The 14,410-nt window shown below is 66.0% G+C and carries 17 protein-coding genes; 10 read left to right on the top strand and 7 right to left on the bottom strand.

Going from position 1 to position 14,410, the window contains the following annotated elements:
- The first annotated feature begins 148 nt into the window (after window positions 1–148).
- The 5 genes from NEI07_RS00090 (at window position 149) to NEI07_RS00070 (ending at window position 3,571) form a co-directional block, all read left to right on the top strand.
- Window positions 149–622 carry an energy transducer TonB family protein gene (locus NEI07_RS00090; RefSeq protein WP_256031852.1) on the top strand — a complete coding sequence of 158 codons (474 nt, stop codon included), beginning with the start codon at window positions 149–151 and terminating at the stop codon, window positions 620–622.
- An 87-nt stretch (window positions 623–709) separates the two neighbouring features.
- Window positions 710–1,234 carry a hypothetical protein gene (locus NEI07_RS00085; protein WP_256031851.1) on the top strand — a complete coding sequence of 175 codons (525 nt, stop codon included), beginning with the start codon at window positions 710–712 and terminating at the stop codon, window positions 1,232–1,234.
- 67 nt (window positions 1,235–1,301) lie between these two features.
- Window positions 1,302–1,679: an energy transducer TonB gene (locus NEI07_RS00080; protein ID WP_256031850.1), complete on the top strand. Its 378-nt coding sequence runs from the start codon at window positions 1,302–1,304 to the stop codon at window positions 1,677–1,679.
- A 33-nt stretch (window positions 1,680–1,712) separates the two neighbouring features.
- Window positions 1,713–2,999, top strand: a complete 1,287-nt coding sequence (locus NEI07_RS00075) for a sialidase family protein (RefSeq protein ID WP_256031849.1) — start codon at window positions 1,713–1,715, stop codon at window positions 2,997–2,999.
- A gap of 101 nt (window positions 3,000–3,100) precedes the next feature.
- Window positions 3,101–3,571 carry a TlpA family protein disulfide reductase gene (locus NEI07_RS00070; RefSeq protein WP_256031848.1) on the top strand — a complete coding sequence of 157 codons (471 nt, stop codon included), beginning with the start codon at window positions 3,101–3,103 and terminating at the stop codon, window positions 3,569–3,571.
- A 9-nt stretch (window positions 3,572–3,580) separates the two neighbouring features.
- Here NEI07_RS00070 and NEI07_RS00065 read toward each other — a convergent pair whose 3' ends face one another.
- Together NEI07_RS00065 and NEI07_RS00060 are read right to left on the bottom strand one after the other, a co-directional pair.
- Window positions 3,581–3,781, bottom strand: a complete 201-nt coding sequence (locus NEI07_RS00065; protein ID WP_256031847.1) for a twin transmembrane helix small protein — start codon at window positions 3,779–3,781, stop codon at window positions 3,581–3,583.
- A gap of 60 nt (window positions 3,782–3,841) precedes the next feature.
- Window positions 3,842–6,304: a TIGR02302 family protein gene (locus tag NEI07_RS00060; protein ID WP_256031846.1), complete on the bottom strand. Its 2,463-nt coding sequence runs from the start codon at window positions 6,302–6,304 to the stop codon at window positions 3,842–3,844.
- 56 nt (window positions 6,305–6,360) lie between these two features.
- Between NEI07_RS00060 and NEI07_RS00055 the strand changes: the two genes are divergently transcribed.
- The gene (locus tag NEI07_RS00055; RefSeq protein ID WP_256031845.1) at window positions 6,361–6,942 is read left to right on the top strand and encodes a hypothetical protein; all 582 of its coding nucleotides are present in this window, start codon (window positions 6,361–6,363) and stop codon (window positions 6,940–6,942) included.
- A 101-nt stretch (window positions 6,943–7,043) separates the two neighbouring features.
- Here the strand turns inward: NEI07_RS00055 and NEI07_RS00050 are convergent, their stop codons facing one another.
- From NEI07_RS00050 to NEI07_RS00040, 3 genes are all read right to left on the bottom strand, one after another.
- Window positions 7,044–7,271 carry a hypothetical protein gene (locus NEI07_RS00050; protein WP_014890831.1) on the bottom strand — a complete coding sequence of 76 codons (228 nt, stop codon included), beginning with the start codon at window positions 7,269–7,271 and terminating at the stop codon, window positions 7,044–7,046.
- A gap of 38 nt (window positions 7,272–7,309) precedes the next feature.
- Window positions 7,310–7,621 carry a plasmid stabilization protein gene (locus NEI07_RS00045; RefSeq protein ID WP_256031843.1) on the bottom strand — a complete coding sequence of 104 codons (312 nt, stop codon included), beginning with the start codon at window positions 7,619–7,621 and terminating at the stop codon, window positions 7,310–7,312.
- A gap of 94 nt (window positions 7,622–7,715) precedes the next feature.
- A complete protein-coding gene (locus tag NEI07_RS00040) occupies window positions 7,716–9,041 on the bottom strand; it encodes a dihydroorotase (protein ID WP_256031841.1) in 1,326 nt (441 codons plus the stop codon).
- Window positions 9,042–9,145: 104 nt separating this feature from the next.
- On the opposite strand from NEI07_RS00040, the gene ygfZ reads away from it, so the two are divergent.
- Window positions 9,146–9,979, top strand: a complete 834-nt coding sequence (ygfZ, locus tag NEI07_RS00035; RefSeq protein ID WP_256031840.1) for a CAF17-like 4Fe-4S cluster assembly/insertion protein YgfZ — start codon at window positions 9,146–9,148, stop codon at window positions 9,977–9,979.
- Between the two features lie 43 nt (window positions 9,980–10,022).
- On the opposite strand, the gene NEI07_RS00030 is transcribed toward ygfZ, so the two are convergent.
- The gene (locus NEI07_RS00030) at window positions 10,023–10,604 is read right to left on the bottom strand and encodes a hypothetical protein (RefSeq protein WP_256031839.1); all 582 of its coding nucleotides are present in this window, start codon (window positions 10,602–10,604) and stop codon (window positions 10,023–10,025) included.
- A 324-nt stretch (window positions 10,605–10,928) separates the two neighbouring features.
- Window positions 10,929–11,090 carry a hypothetical protein gene (locus tag NEI07_RS00025; RefSeq protein WP_256031838.1) on the bottom strand — a complete coding sequence of 54 codons (162 nt, stop codon included), beginning with the start codon at window positions 11,088–11,090 and terminating at the stop codon, window positions 10,929–10,931.
- A gap of 344 nt (window positions 11,091–11,434) precedes the next feature.
- Between NEI07_RS00025 and mch the strand changes: the two genes are divergently transcribed.
- The 3 genes from mch (at window position 11,435) to NEI07_RS00010 (ending at window position 14,264) form a co-directional block, all read left to right on the top strand.
- Window positions 11,435–12,415 (top strand): methenyltetrahydromethanopterin cyclohydrolase, encoded by a 981-nt coding sequence (mch, locus tag NEI07_RS00020; RefSeq protein ID WP_256031837.1) that lies wholly within the window; start codon window positions 11,435–11,437, stop codon window positions 12,413–12,415.
- A gap of 90 nt (window positions 12,416–12,505) precedes the next feature.
- A complete protein-coding gene (locus NEI07_RS00015) occupies window positions 12,506–13,390 on the top strand; it encodes a RimK family alpha-L-glutamate ligase (protein ID WP_407659832.1) in 885 nt (294 codons plus the stop codon).
- 1 nt (window position 13,391) lies between these two features.
- Window positions 13,392–14,264, top strand: coding sequence for a triphosphoribosyl-dephospho-CoA synthase (locus NEI07_RS00010; RefSeq protein ID WP_256031835.1), 873 nt, complete (start codon window positions 13,392–13,394; stop codon window positions 14,262–14,264).
- Window positions 14,265–14,410: the final 146 nt, after the last annotated feature.

Genomic DNA, 14,410 nt, shown 5'->3' with positions numbered 1-14,410 from the left:
GCGCTGGCGCGGCGGATCGTGTCCTCCGCACGCGGCCCCAGCATGTGCGGCTCGGCCTTCGTGAGCCAGGCTTTCGTCTTCCATTGACGCGAACGGCGGCGGACGCTCGCGCCCGCCGTCTCAGATCGTTCCGGCTATTGGGGGCCTGATGAAGCTCGCGCGATTGCTTACCATCGCCGCGGCGCTCGCCGCTTGCGGCGCGCATGCCGAGGACGCGAAGCCCGCGCCAACGGCGCCCACGCCTGCGCGACCCGCAGCGCCAACGCAGAGCGCTACGCCGGCCCGCGCCGCTGCGCCAAAGCCCGCCACGCCCGCGACGACGCAAGGAGCGGCCGCGCCTGCCGCCGCTCCGGTGATGTCGGAGAGCAAGTTCCTTGGCGCGCTCTATACGGCGATCGCCAAGCAAACCCCCTCGGAAAGTCCCGCCGGCGACGGCGAGGTGACGGCCAGCTTTCACGTCAATGCGCAGGGCAAGATCGACAAGGTGACGATCGACAAGACAACAAGTCCCGCGCTTTCAGAAACCGTGAAGAAGATCCTGTCGAGCGTCGAAGCGCCGCCGCCGCCGGGCGGATCCATGGACGTGGGACAAACTTTCAAGTTCCGCGGGACGCCGAAATGAGTCCGCCCCGCCGTTAAAAACTTTCAGCCCGTCGCTGAATGATCCATGCGCATGAGGCCCGCGCATTTTTAAGAAAGGGAGAGGGAAATGCGGCATATTTCTCGACTGACATTGAGTCTTTCTGCATTGGCGTTCGCCTGCGCGCTTGGCGCGAGCGGACCGGCGCGCGCGCTCGATGAGGCGCAAAAGCCCAAGGCCGAAGACAGCGCCGAACCCAAGCGCGAAGACAGCAAGGAGACCAAGCCCGAGGAGAAGACCGAAAAGCGCGAGGAGAAGACCGACGCCGGGCGCGAACAGAAACCGAAGGCCGCGCGGGACGAGAAGTCGGCCGAGAAGTCGGCAGATAAAAAGAAAACTGCCGACACCAGCGCCTATCTGCGCAAGCTCGGCCAACTCATCCGGGCGCGCTCGCCGGGCACGACAAGTCTTGGCGAAGGAAGCGCCGTCGTTCGCTTTCGTCTTGGCGCCTCGGGCGCGCCTGACAGCGTCACACTCGTTTCCGCTTCGACGCCCCGCCACGGGCAATTGGCGCGCTCCATCGTCTCGGGCCTGCGGGCGCCGCCGCCGCCCGGCGGCTCCTACGACGGCGTGCAGAGTTTCAGATTTCACTAGAGGCGCGGCGTCATTTCACGGCTGAGGCGATCAAGATCGGAGAGAGATGATGCGCAAGACAAGAAGAGTGCGTCGCCCTCTTTCCTGGCCATGGATTCTCGCCGTGCTCGTCGTCGGATTTGAAGTCGCGTCAACGGGCGCTGCGTCGGCGCGCAACAATATGCTCCGCGCCGCCTATGCGACGCGCGTTTCGGAAACCTTGCGCGGTCGCGCCGATTTAGAGGTCTCGTCGCGTTTTTTCCGGATGGAGTCGCCACGCATGGGCCCGGGCTATGCGCGCGTCTGGTTCAAGATTGATTCGTCTGGACATGTGACAAACGTTAGAGTGGTCGACGCAACCAGTGATGCGCACGCGCGGAAGGCGGAAGCGATCTTGTCCGGCTTGCGCCTGCCGCCGCCGCCTGAGGGCGGCTTTGCGGCCCAACAATCGTTCAACTTTAGATGACGGCGCCGCTACACAGATGCGATCGGAGGACCAATGATGCGTCTCGTTCTTGCCCTACTGGCGCTCGCGGCCTCGGGCGCCGCAAGCGCGCAACAAGGCGCGCCGTCCGCAGACGCTCCTAAGGACGCGGCGACGCCGACTCAATCAGCGACGCATGCCGGGATGGGCCACCCCGCCGCCGCTTGCGCCGAAGCGAAGGTGGATTGCGCGGCGACCGCCGTTCCCGCCTTTGCGAAGGACGGACGACTGTGGGTCGCCTTCTCGGTCGGCAAGAGCGTTTACGCCGCCGCCTCTTCGGATAATGGCGCAACGTTTTCCGCGCCGACCGCGATCGCCACGGTCGGCGACGGCGTGATCGACGCGCATGGCGACGCGCGTCCGAAAATCGTCGCGCTCAAAGACGGGACGCTGCTCGCGACTTATACGACCCGGCCCGACAAGCAGATGATCGGCACGATCTTCACCGCCCGATCGACGGACGGCGGCAAGACCTTTTCAGCGCCACAAGCGCTTCTGAACGAAGGCGGCCAGCGCTTCGACAGCATCGTCGTCAACCGCAAGGGCCGCATCTACGCCGGCTGGCTCGACAAGACGCATGCGCTCAAAGCCAAGGCCGAAGGCAAGGAATTTCTCGGCAGCGGCGTCGCCTTCGCCTATTCGGACGACGGCGGCAAGACCTTCAAAGGCAAGTCAATCCTGATTGATCACGCCTGCGAATGCTGCCGCATGTCAGGCGCGCTCGATAAGGATGGAACGCCGGTTTTCGCCTGGCGACAGGTGCTAGACGGCAATGTTCGCGACCATATGGTCGCCAAGCTTTCCGCGGACGCCGCGCGAGCGACGGCGACGCGCGTTTCCGACGACGACTGGGCGATCAACAGCTGCCCGCATCACGGACCATCGATCGCGATCGACGCCGCCGGCGATTGGCATGTGGTCTGGTTCACCAAGGGCAAGAAGCGCCAGGGGCTCTATTACGCGCGCAGCCTCGACGCGGGCAAAAGCTTCTCGGAGCCGGAGAAATTCGGCGACGACGCGCGCGCCGCCGGACATCCGACGCTGGTCGCGGCCAAGGGCCGCCTGTATCGCGTCTGGAAGGAGTTCGACGGAACCACGACGACCGTCGCCATGCAAATGTCGCGCGACAACGGCAAGAGCTGGACCGCGCCGCGCGTCGTGGCGCAAACATTGGACGCCTCCGACCATCCGGAACTCATCGCCCACAACGGCGCGGCCTATCTATCGTGGTTAACGCATAAGGAAGGCTATCGCCTCATGCCGCTGCCGCGGGACGAAAAAAGCGCAGCGGCGCCGCAGTGACGCAAATTCGAGTAGGCGCTGCCTTGTCCTTCGCGACGCGCGCTCCGCGCGTGACCGGGAACCATAAATACCGTCCAGTGGGTCTTCGCCGAATGCGCCTCATGTCACTCGCCCTCGCCTTCACGCTCCTTGCAGGAGGAGGCGCCTTCGCCATGGACTTCAAGCCCTATGGCCGAGGCGCGTTCGGGCAATTGACCAAGGCCCACGCCGGCAAGCCGCTCATCGTGCATTACTGGTCGGTGACCTGTCCGCCCTGCCTCGTGGAATTGCCGCAATGGGCGAAGATCGCCGCGGAGAAAAAGGGATTCGACATCGTCTTCGTCAACACCGACGGCGACGATGAACGCGCCCGCGCGCAAGCGCGCATCGAGAAGGTGGGGCTCTCACGCGCGGAACATTACGGCTTCGCCGACGCCTTTGTCGAAAAGCTTTATTTCGAAGCGGACAGCGCCTGGCGCGGAGAATTGCCGTTTACGGCGCTCGTCGCCCCGGACGGCGGCGTCGTGACGGTGACGGGCGCGGTCGACGATCCGCTGATCGTCGAATGGCTGGAGAAGCGTGTACGCAAATGAAGCGGCCGGTTACCAGCGGCCTCGCGCGTAAAGCACGCCAAGCACGATAAGAAGCGCCAGCAATTGCAGGCCGACGCGCCACCGCATCAGCTTCTGCGAGCGGGCGGGCGCGCCTTGGCCGCCGCGGAACATATTGATGAAGCCGGCGACGACGACGAGAATCACCGCCGCGACAGCGACGATGACCAATAGACTTGAAGAACTTGGCATGAGCGGCGCTTCTCCCTACCCGCTGCGCTGTAGAGAAGCGCGCGCCCGCCGGCAAGGCGTTTATCGCCGCAGCAGGCGCTGCAGATAATCGAGCTCTTCCTGCGGGCGTTCAGGCTGACCGAGCCTGCGGCGCAACTCTTCCTGCACGCGATGGGCGCGCTGCGCCGGCGGCAGGCCGAGCGGATCATATTTCCCATAGGCGTCGGGACGATTGCCGTCGCCGGGCGCCCGCCCGAGCGGATCGCGGCCCTTGCCGCGGCGCCCGCGCCTGCCCGGGCTTCCGCCCTCTTCTTCGGCGTTTTGGTCGCCATCGCCGCGCATTTGCTGCGCTAGCCTGTCGGCGCCCTTGCGCAACGCCTGCACGGCGCGCCCTTGCGCGTCGACGGCCTTGGCGCCTCCTTCTCCGGCCTTGCCGAGCGCGTCTTCCGCTTCCTTCATCGCGCGGCGCGCTTCGTCGAGTTCTTCGGCGGCTTCGACGCCGCCCTCGCGCAACGCGTCCTGCTGGCGCTCAAGCCGCTCGCGAAGCGCCTGCTGGCGCTGGCGTTCGTCGCTGAGTTCCTCGTTCTGGCCCTTCTGACGATGGCCGCGCGCGCCGCGCGATTCCATATCGCTCGGCGCGTTCATCCCCTGGAATGTTTCGTCGCGCAATTGCTGCTCTTCGCGCGACAATTGATCGAGCTCGTTGAGCGCGCGCGCCATTTCGCGCCCGCGCCCGCGACGCTGGCCCGCGCCCTGCGCCGTCTGCACATTTTCGAGAATGTCTTGGAGTTCCTCCAGAAGCCTCTGCGCTTGCGCCATGTCGCCCGATTTCATGGCTCGGTTCATCTCGTCGAGCATCGCCTGCAACTCGTCCGGCGTGATGGTGTCGCCACCGCCCTCCGACTCCTGGCGCGGCGAACCTTCCGGCGGCAATCGGCTGCCGAGCTGCTGGAGGAATTTATCGAGCGCGGCGCGAAGCTCCTCGGCGCGATTGGCGATCTCCTGCTCGCTGTCGCCGCGCGCGATCGCATCCTTCAATTCGCGCTCCGCCGCGCGCAGTTCGCGCTCCGCTTGGGAGGCGTCGCCCTCTTCCAGTCCGAGCGCCATCGCCCACAGCATTTCACAGACGCCGCGCAATTCGTCATCGCTGCGCGGACCCTCGAGACCGCGGCGCGCCTCGCGGAGGCCGAGATGGACGGCGGCGGGCGTATCGAAGGCTTCCGGGGCGATCGACAGCGCCTCGAGCGCCGCGCGGACGTTTGAGCGCGAATCCGGATCAAGCGCGAGGATGCGCCTCTGTTCGGCGAGCGCGCGCGCGAGCGGCTTGACGAAGCGGCGCTGCGGCAGAGTCACTTCGATCGATTCAGAAGCGCCCTCATTGTCCGCGGCGTCCTTGGCGACGAGGCGCATCGCGAGCTTCGCGCCGCCGAACGGACTGTCGGCAAGATCAATTGTCGCCTTGGCCTCGCCCTGGCCGCCTCCGCCGGGCGGCAAAGCGAGCGCAAGACGCGGCGGTTCGTAGAGCGCGCGGCGCCCGCTGGGCGGCGCGCTAAAGACCGCTTCGGCGCCGACGACGCCGTAATCGTCCGTGGCGCGGAACGCGAGCGTCATCGAGCCACGAACGTTGTTGCGGGGATTTTCCGTCAAAGCGATGCTCGGCGGCTTGTCTGGGATCGCCGCGAGATTGAAACGCCGACCGTCGGAAAGCGATACGCGCGCCGCGCTGGAGAGTTTGAACGCCTGCTCTTTCGACGCGCCCTTTTGCGCGTCCTCGACGGCGGTCTGCGCGGCGACCAGTCCGCCGGAGACGGATACGCCGGAGTCTGGGGGACGGATGCGCAGCGTCGAATTGACCGGCGCCTCGACGGGCGCGTCGCTCTCCTTTGCGAGCACGATCGGCGGTCGGCCGGTGTAGGCCGGCGGCTCGAGCCAGGCGTCGACGCGCGCGGTGGTCCCGAAGCTCGCGGAAGCCCGCCAGTCAAACGCGGCGGCGATGCGCGCGCGCTTTTCATCGCCTGCGGCGAATCCGGCGGCGACCGCCGCGACGAGCGCCAGCGCGCGCAGCGCGTAAGGGTCGCGCTGCGGGACGCGCGGATGCGGCGCCTCGATAGGCGTCTGCGCCAGCGCCGTCTCCAGGCGCTGGCGATGCAACGCCCAGAGCGCCTCAACGCCCGCGTCGGCGTTTTGGCTGGCGAGCCGATCCTCGAGTGAAGACGCAGGACGCAGCGCGGCGTCTGCGCCGCGGTCCAGTCGTTCGAGCGCGGCGGCGCGATGCGGCCAGCCGCGCGCCGACTCTCGCGCGACGACATAGAGCGCGGCGAAGCCGAAGAGCGCCACGCCGCCGATGCGCGCCTCGAGCGGCGCGGCCTGCCAAAGTCCCAGCCAGGAGAGCGCCAGGAAGACGAGGACAATCGTGGCGAGCGCCAAGCCAGCCCGCCAGATTCGCTCGGCGAGAATCGCGAGCGCCGACTGGCGCAGCATCCCCTCGAGACGCGGCGAGGTCTTTTTCCCCGATGGCGCATTCTGGTGCTGAAGCTCGTCCATTTACTCTCCGAGAGACGCGCAGATGACAATGGCGGTTTCGATCCGGGCAGACAATCTTGGCCGTAGGAAAATGGTCAAATTCAGCGCATTGGCGCATCAAGGCCGGCGCGCGCTATCATTGCGGAATGATCCGCAAACCCAAGGGCGACGTCATCGGCGACGTCATTTCCCCCCCGATTGGCGATCTCGCGCTTCTGCCCGCGCCCGTCGCCAAGATCCGCGACAAAATTCTCGCCGCGACCGAGACCGGGGAGGTCGAGGCGCTCCGCATTCCGATCGACTGGAACGAGACGCGCCCGCTGTTCGCCAAGAGCGGCGCATTCAAGGCCGGAACCGATCCCATCGAGATTTTGAAGGCGCTTTCCTTCGATCGCAAGGGCCGCGAGACGATTTCGCTCATCCGCGCGATTTTTGCGCAGCCATTCGTCAAGATCGTCCGCGGACCGACGACGCTCTACGAATGGCCGGCCTTTGCGCGCCGCGCACAGGCCGCGGCCAATGAGGACGAGGCGCGCGAAAGGTGGCGCTGCGTGCGTTTCGCCGATCTTATACGCTCCAATGCCGAAGGGAAGCCGCGCGCGACGCGGATCGGCATCGGCTCGGACGGCGTTTGGCACTACTTCTGGAGCGAAGACTGAAAGCTCGCCGCAGCGCTGGGAGACGACGCGGCGGCAATCGCCGCGTCGGGGATTGGAGAGGCCGTTCGGCAGGCTGAACGCGGCCGGCTTCAAGCATCAAGTCAGATTTCGCGTTCCTGCTCATGCGGCGCGGCATGCGCGCGGCCTTCGTCCTCGGCGCGTTTCAATTCTTCCGCCTCGTCGCCTTCGATCGCCTGTTCGGCGTCCTTCGCCGCTTTGTCGACCTTGCCGCTTTCGACGAACTTTCTCGTCGCCTCATTATATTGCTTGGCGGCGGTGCGGCTGCCTTCGCCTTCATTCGTCGGCTGGACGTCCTTCTGCGCGGTCATCGCGTTCTCCTGTCGCTTTCCGCAACGATGGCTTCGCGCTAGCCGGCGCGCCGTTCATTGCGTTTGCGTGTTTCGGCGGCCTTCTTGGCGGACGCCGAGCGTTCTGAAGCGGGACGCGACGCGGAAGCTTCGCCGCCGATCTTGCCGCCCTTGTGCGCCGCCGGATTGCCCGTCTTGGCGCCGCGGCCGGACCCCGATTTCTTGCCGCCGCCGTCGTCCTTGTTGACGGTCGCCCAGGCGCGGCGCTCGGCTTCTTTCTCGGACACGCCGCGTTTCTCGTAGCCTTCCTCGATGTGCTCGGCCTTGCGTTTCTGCTTGTCGGTATAGGCCGACTTGTCTCCCTGCGGCATGGCTCATCTCCTTTTGCGCGCAATCGGGAATGAGCGACTAACCGGCGCGAGGTCGCAATGTTCCGGGCGTTCGCGCAAACTTTGCAAAAGGAGCTTAGAGAGCATTCCAGAAGCGCATGGGCGCGCCTTGCGACGGCGTTACGAGTTCGCCTTCCCACATGACCTTGGCGCCGCGCACGAGCGTCCCGACCGGCCAGCCGACGACGTCCTTGCCGTCATAGGGCGTCCAGCCGACGCGCGAGGCGATCCAGGAATTGCGTATCGTCTCGCGCCGCTTCATGTCGACGATGGTGAGATCGGCGTCGTAGCCCACCGCGACGCGCCCCTTGCCGGCGATGCCGAAGAGCCGCGCCGGACCGGCGCTCGTCAGGTCGACGAAACGCTGCAGGGTCAATCGACCGGCGTTGACGTGATCGAGCAGCAGAGGAACAAGCGTCTGCACGCCTGTCATCCCCGAGGGGCTATTGGGATAAGGCTTGGCCTTCTCTTCGAGCGTGTGGGGCGCATGGTCGGAGCCGAGCACGTCGACGACGCCTTGCGCGACGCCGCGCCAGAGGGCTTCGCGGTGGCGCGCCTCGCGCACCGGCGGATTCATCTGCGCCAGCGTGCCGATCCGCGCATAGTCGCTCGCGTCCATCGTCAAATGATGCGGAGTCACTTCGACGCTGGCGATGTCCTTATGCTCGGCGAGCAGCGCGATCTCTTCTTCGGTCGTCACATGCAGCACATGCACGAGCGCGCCCTTCTCGCGCGCGATGTTCATCAGCCGCCGCGTCGCCCGCACCGCCGTCTCGACGTCGCGCCAGACCGGATGCGACGACGGATCGCCGGCGATGCGCAGCGACTTGCGCAGATTCAGCCGGTCTTCGTCTTCGCTGTGAAAGGCGGCGCGGCGGCGCGTATGCGAGAGCACGTCGGCGACGCCGGCGTCATCGGCGATGAGCAGCGAGCCGGTCGAGGAGCCCATGAACACTTTGATCCCGGCCGCGCCGGGCAAGCGCTCCAACTCGCTCAAATGCGCGGCGTTCTCATGCGTGCCGCCGACCCAGAAGGCGAAATCGCAATGCATGCGCCCGCTCGCGCGCGCCACCTTGTCGGCGAGCTCCGCTTCGCCCGTCGTCAGCGGATTGGTGTTGGGCATGTCGAAAACGCCGACGACGCCGCCCAGAACCGCGCCGCGCGACCCCGATTCAAGGTCTTCCTTATGCGGCGCGCCGGGCTCGCGGAAATGCACCTGCGTGTCGATGACGCCGGGCAGAATATGCAGGCCGCGACAGTCGATCGTCTCCCCGGCCGAGGCGCGGGACAGATCGCCGATTTCGGCGATCTTGCCGGCGCGGACGCCGACGTCGCGGGCGCCCTCCCCGTCCTGATTGACGAGCGCACCGCCCGAGAGAATGACGTCGAAGACCTGCGGCATGAGTGGCGCCTCGCTTGCGATGTCGTCGCGGGGTGAAGTTTTGTTGCTAATGCGCCAAAGGCGCGCGAGACTCAAGCAGCTGGCGGCGGAGGCGGACGAGAGACATGACGACGGCGATTCTGCTCGATGACCGCGCAATCATCGAGATTGCGGGCGAAGACGCGGGCAAATTCCTGCATAATCTGGTGACCAACGACGTCGCCTCGCTCAAGGCCGCAGAGGCGCGCTTCGCCGCGCTGCTGACGCCGCAGGGCAAGATCTTGTTCGATTTTCTGGTCTTTGCCGCGGGCGAAGGGGGCTATCTGCTCGACTGTCCGCTCGCCCTTTCCGCCGATCTCGAAAAACGTCTGAATATCTACAAGCTGCGGTCGAAAGTGACGGTGACGAACCGCAGCAGCGAACTCGACGCGATCGCCTTTCCCGACTTGACCGAAGCGCCGAAGGTCGAGGCCGTCGCCATCGCCGCCGATCCGCGCGGCCCGCTTGGATTCCGCGCCATCGCGGCAAAAGGCAAGATACCGACGGAGGACGGGCGCAGCGCCTACGAGGCCCGGCGGATCCATGCCGGCGTGCCGCTCGGCGGCGTCGATTTCGACTATGGCGCAACCTTTCCTCACGAAGCCAATATGGATTTGCTCTCGGGGCTCGACTTCAAGAAGGGCTGCTATGTCGGGCAGGAAGTGGTGTCGCGGATGAAGCACCGCGGCCTGGTGCGCAAGCGGATCACGAAATATCGCGCGCAAGGCGGCGCGCCAGCGCCGGGCGAAGCGATCCGCGCCGGCGACGTTGAAATCGGCGTCACCGGCTCGCGCCTTCATGAGGAGGGTCTCGCCATGGTCCGTCTCGACCGTCTCGGCGACGCCTTGGCGGCCGGCGCGACGCCCGTGGCGGCAGGCGCGGCCCTGTCTTTTGAACCGGACGCAGCGCCGCCGACCTAGACGCGCGCCGACGGTCGCGCCAAAGGCGCGAACACAGCGTGATCTAGGTCTTTTTCGACGATCGCCTGCCGAAGGCGTGCGCATACCAGCCCGCGCCTAAAGCGACCCCGACCACCGTGGCGACGGCGACCGCGGCCCAGGCGCGCAGAAACTCTTCGCCGACCGAGAAGAAGAAACGGGCGTTATATTCTTTCCGGCCATCCTCGCTGCGCGCCCGCACAAGCGCCACGTAGTCTCCCTGTTTCTTGAAATCATGTTCGAGCTGGATGACGCCGGTCTGGAACTGCGCGGGCGGAAGGTAGGCTTCGTTCGGCGCAGCCTCGTCGTCCCCATTTGGAGCCGCTTCAACGATCCGGATCTCCACCATCATGTCCCGCAACTCGTCCTGCATCGTGTCGACCACGATGGTCGTCGGTCCGGTTTCGGGAACGTCCTCGCAGAACTGATCTCGCGATTGCGTCGGCTGATAGAAGCTGAAGGTTATGACGTTAGGGCCCATCTGGGCCGAGCATTCCCGAATTTTCTGGAACGCTTTGGCGGAATCCCTGCGCACCGCTTGCGCGTCCGCGCGGGCGATCAAGCCGATCGCCGCGAAGAAAATGAAGAAAAGCCTGATTCTGAACATGTCTCCGCCCGGCTTCGACAGCGCGTTTTGAATTATCGAGAATGCCGTATTTTTGGGCCTGCCGTCGAGAGGCGACGAAATGAGTTCAATCCTGGGAGTCCGCGAGCCCGAGCCGGGCGCGTATCGCAGCTGGTCGCATGCCCGGCGCGGAATCAAATGAGCGTGCTGCGTGACCAGCTTTTATCGAAACGGCTGCTGAGTCGGCGAAGCTGCGCGGCGCCGTCTTCCTAGACGTTCCCGCAACGTAAGGTCGTCGATTGCCGCAACCACCGGAACGAGCCAAGTTCCGACGGGTCTTGCTCTCCGTCGCGGCCGCGGCTCCGCCTATCGGGCCAGGGAATCGAGCGCGACGTCCATAGCGCGGACGAGGGCCATATTGCCGAAGAGAATCACCGCAATCGCGAGCGCGACGTAAAGCACGTCGGTCAACGCAACATGTCCAGCCGTATGCTCGGCGACGTCCCGTTCAGTCGGCTGTGCGTCCATCTCGTCTTCCTTCCAGCGTAAAAATATATCTTATTGGTCACTTTTCGCACAAAACCCGCCTGCTTGATGTGCGGAAACACACAAGCGATGCTCAACGCTTCAGCAGCCGATTGGTTGCCTTAATAAACCCACAAAGATTGAAGTTTTGTGACATCCGACCTCAAACTTCATGGCCAACTCATGGCCAAACGGTTCGCGCCCGCGACATTCTGCGACGCGGCCCGGCTTTCGTTTCGGCGGAAAAGCTCTATAAGTTCAGGGCTCGAACCGGCCGCAGGCGCATGCTTAGAACGGCCGGGCAAGGGTGGACAGCGCCACAGAGCGAAAGAAGGGAAGGGCCACACGTGAGCGGAAGCCTGAACATCAGCGGCCGCACGACCGAAAGCGTCAACGCGCTCGCGGGCGCGCTGGTCGATCGTCTCGTCGCCGGCGCGGCGAAATATCGGATCGCCGTCGCGCGCGGCAGTCTCGGCGAATTGCTGATCGACGCCGGCGCCAAAGTCCCGGGCGGCATTGAGGCCGGCCTGCTGCTGACCGAGATTTGCATGGGCGGACTTGGCAGCGTCACCCTTTCCCACGCGCCGGCCGCGCCCAAATGGCCGTTTTGGCTGACCGTGACCAGCGCCGATCCCGTCGTCGCCTGCCTCGCCAGCCAATACGCCGGCTGGAGCCTGAGCCACGAGAAATTCTTCGCGCTCGGTTCGGGGCCGGGGCGCGCCCAGGCGCGGGCAGAAAAGCTGTTCGACGAGCTGTCGTATCGCGACCTGGCCGACCGCGTCACCATCGTCCTCGAAAGCGGCTCGCCGCCGCCTAAGGAAGTCGTCGAGAAGGTCGCCGCGCGCTCAGGCGTGACGCCCGACAAAGTCGCCTTCATTTATGCGCCGACGCAGTCGCTCGCCGGCGGCGTTCAGGTGGTCGGCCGGGTGCTCGAAGTTGCGTTGCACAAGGCGCATGAGCTGCATTTTCCGCTCGACGACATTATCGACGGCGTCGCGACGGCGCCGCTCTCGCCGCCCCACCCCGACTTCGTCCAGGCGATGGGCCGCACCAATGACGCCATCATCTACGCCGGGCGCGCGCATCTTTTCGTGAAGGGCTCGGCGGCCGCCGCCAAGGAGCTCGCCGACAAGCTGCCGAGCATGACGTCGCGCGACTATGGCCGGCCGTTCGCCGAAATCTTCAAGGCGTATAAGGGCGACTTCTATAAGATCGACGGCAGCCTGTTTTCGCCGGCCGAAGCGCTGGTGACGGCGGTCGAGACCGGCGAGACCTTCCGCGCCGGCGAGGTCAATCTGGCGCTCTTGGATAAATCGTTTGGCGGGTGATCGCCGGGGCGTTGTTTGACTGCGTTCGACCTGCTCGATAGATCCGACCCCACCGCTCCTCTGCGTGAGGACAGAGGGCCGCCGCCGCGCGTGGCGGTCTTCACCGACAAGCTCGACTGGCATGTGATCCGCACGCTCGGCGCCTTGCGCGCGCAGGGCGCGACGCCCGTCGCGGTGCGGCTCTCCGCCTGCAAGATCGAGACGGGCTGCGCCCAGGGCCTCATCGTCCCCGGATTTCGCGACCTGCCCGATCTCGCTATCGTTCGCGCCATCGGCGACGGGTCGCTTGAAGCGATCACCATGCGGCTCGGGATCCTGCACGCCCTGGAGGCGCTCGGCGTCCCTGTCGTCAACAGCGCGCGCGCGATCGAACGCTGCACCGATAAATCCATGGCGAGCTTTCGTCTCGCGCAGGCCGGACTGCCCACGCCGCAGACCTTCGCGGCGCAGTCGCTGGCGCAGGCGCGCGCCATCGCGCGGCGCGAATGCGCCAAGGGCCCGCTCGTGATGAAGCCGCTCTTCGGAGCGCAGGGCTGGGGACTGCGACTGATCGAGCGCGAAGGCGATTTGCCGTCGCTTCAGGACGCGCGCGGCGTGTTCTATCTCCAGCGCTTCGTCGGCCCGGCGCGGCCGCCCTTCGAAGATATGCGCATTCTCGTTTCAGGCAGCGAAACCATCGCCGCCATGCGCCGGCGCTCGAGCCATTGGATCACCAATGTGCGGCAGGGCGCAAAGCCGCTCGCCGTCGAGCCGTCAGCGCGGGAGGCGGAGATTGCGCTCGCCGCCGCAGCGGCGCTCGGCGTCGACTTCGCGGGCGTCGACATCATTAATGACGAACGCGGCGCGCCGCTTATTCTTGAGGTCAACAGCATGGCGGGCTGGAGCGGACTGCAGCGGGTGACGCCCTTCTCGATCGCCGACAGAGTCGCCGCCGACGCGCTTGCGCAGATGACGCGCGCGCGACTTCGCGCCTGACGTGGCGACTTTCGCGGCCGACCCGCAAGAGACCGCGACCGCCTTCGTCGCCGCCTGCGCGGCGGAGTTGCAGGCGCCCAAGCCCGGCAACGTCCATGTTTTCGCCGACGGCCATGGCATGACCACGGCGGATTTCCTCGCCAGCGCCGAGGCCGCCGCCCCCTTCATCGGCGCGGCGCGATCGAGCGTCGGCGCCCGCATCGCCGGCGCAATCGAAGCGACGCAGGCGCGCGTCGGGCAAAACACCAATCTCGGCATCGTCCTGCTCTGCGCGCCGCTGGCGCAGGCCGCCGCGACGGCGCAAAGCGCCGATCTGCGCCAGGAGACCGGGCGCGTCCTGCAGGGCCTCGATATAAACGACGCCGACGACGCGTTTCGCGCCATCGCCCTTGCGCGGCCGGCGGGGCTTGGTGATGCGCCGCAGCACGACGTCCATGCGCCGGCGCAGACGACCCTGCTCGAAGCGATGCGCGCCGCCGCCGACCGCGACCGTATCGCCTGGCAATACGCCAATGGCTTCGCCGATATTTTCGACCTTGGCCTTGAGACTCTGGCCGAGGCGCGCGCGCGAGGCGCCGATGCGGCGCTCGCGACGCTCGCCGTCTATGCGGCCTTTCTCGCCGCTTTTCCCGATAGCCATATTGCGCGCAAATATGGAGCCGCCGCCGAGTCGGTCCGCGGCGAGGCGACGCGTTTTGAAAAGAGCCTCAAGAACGCCAAAAGCCGCGAGGCGGCGTTCGAACTGGCGTTGGACTTCGATCGCGCGCTGAAACAGCGTGGGTTGAATCCCGGCACAAGCGCTGATCTGACCGTCGGGGTTCTTTTCGCCGATTATCTTGGGGCCATCTTGGCAAGGCCGCGCAAAAATGGTTGAGTCCGCCGCGCGCGGGATGGACTCGCGGCTATCTGACCACCGGTCCGATCGGGCTTTTTTCGCTCGGCGCCGAAGAGGGGATAGAGGCGCTCGGGACCGAATGGCGCGCGCGATCATGAGGAATTCTGGGAGGAACACATGGCTTT

Origin of the sequence: Methylocystis suflitae, assembly GCF_024448135.1 — a bacterium.
GTDB lineage: Bacteria > Pseudomonadota > Alphaproteobacteria > Rhizobiales > Beijerinckiaceae > Methylocystis > Methylocystis suflitae.
This window is presented reverse-complemented; position numbering and strand designations above follow the sequence as displayed.

What these genes read in the sequence shown, in the direction of transcription:
- NEI07_RS00090 (WP_256031852.1), top strand. Translation starts at nt 149, where the DNA reads ATGAAGCTCGCGCGATTGCTTACCATCGCCGCGGCGCTCGCCGCTTGC.
- NEI07_RS00085 (WP_256031851.1), top strand. Translation starts at nt 710, where the DNA reads ATGCGGCATATTTCTCGACTGACATTGAGTCTTTCTGCATTGGCGTTC.
- NEI07_RS00075 (WP_256031849.1), top strand. Translation starts at nt 1,713, where the DNA reads ATGATGCGTCTCGTTCTTGCCCTACTGGCGCTCGCGGCCTCGGGCGCC.
- NEI07_RS00070 (WP_256031848.1), top strand. Translation starts at nt 3,101, where the DNA reads ATGTCACTCGCCCTCGCCTTCACGCTCCTTGCAGGAGGAGGCGCCTTC.
- NEI07_RS00065 (WP_256031847.1), bottom strand. Translation starts at nt 3,781, where the DNA reads ATGCCAAGTTCTTCAAGTCTATTGGTCATCGTCGCTGTCGCGGCGGTG.
- NEI07_RS00060 (WP_256031846.1), bottom strand. Translation starts at nt 6,304, where the DNA reads ATGGACGAGCTTCAGCACCAGAATGCGCCATCGGGGAAAAAGACCTCG.
- NEI07_RS00050 (WP_014890831.1), bottom strand. Translation starts at nt 7,271, where the DNA reads ATGACCGCGCAGAAGGACGTCCAGCCGACGAATGAAGGCGAAGGCAGC.
- NEI07_RS00045 (WP_256031843.1), bottom strand. Translation starts at nt 7,621, where the DNA reads ATGCCGCAGGGAGACAAGTCGGCCTATACCGACAAGCAGAAACGCAAG.
- NEI07_RS00040 (WP_256031841.1), bottom strand. Translation starts at nt 9,041, where the DNA reads ATGCCGCAGGTCTTCGACGTCATTCTCTCGGGCGGTGCGCTCGTCAAT.
- ygfZ (WP_256031840.1), top strand. Translation starts at nt 9,146, where the DNA reads ATGACGACGGCGATTCTGCTCGATGACCGCGCAATCATCGAGATTGCG.
- NEI07_RS00030 (WP_256031839.1), bottom strand. Translation starts at nt 10,604, where the DNA reads ATGTTCAGAATCAGGCTTTTCTTCATTTTCTTCGCGGCGATCGGCTTG.
- NEI07_RS00025 (WP_256031838.1), bottom strand. Translation starts at nt 11,090, where the DNA reads ATGGACGCACAGCCGACTGAACGGGACGTCGCCGAGCATACGGCTGGA.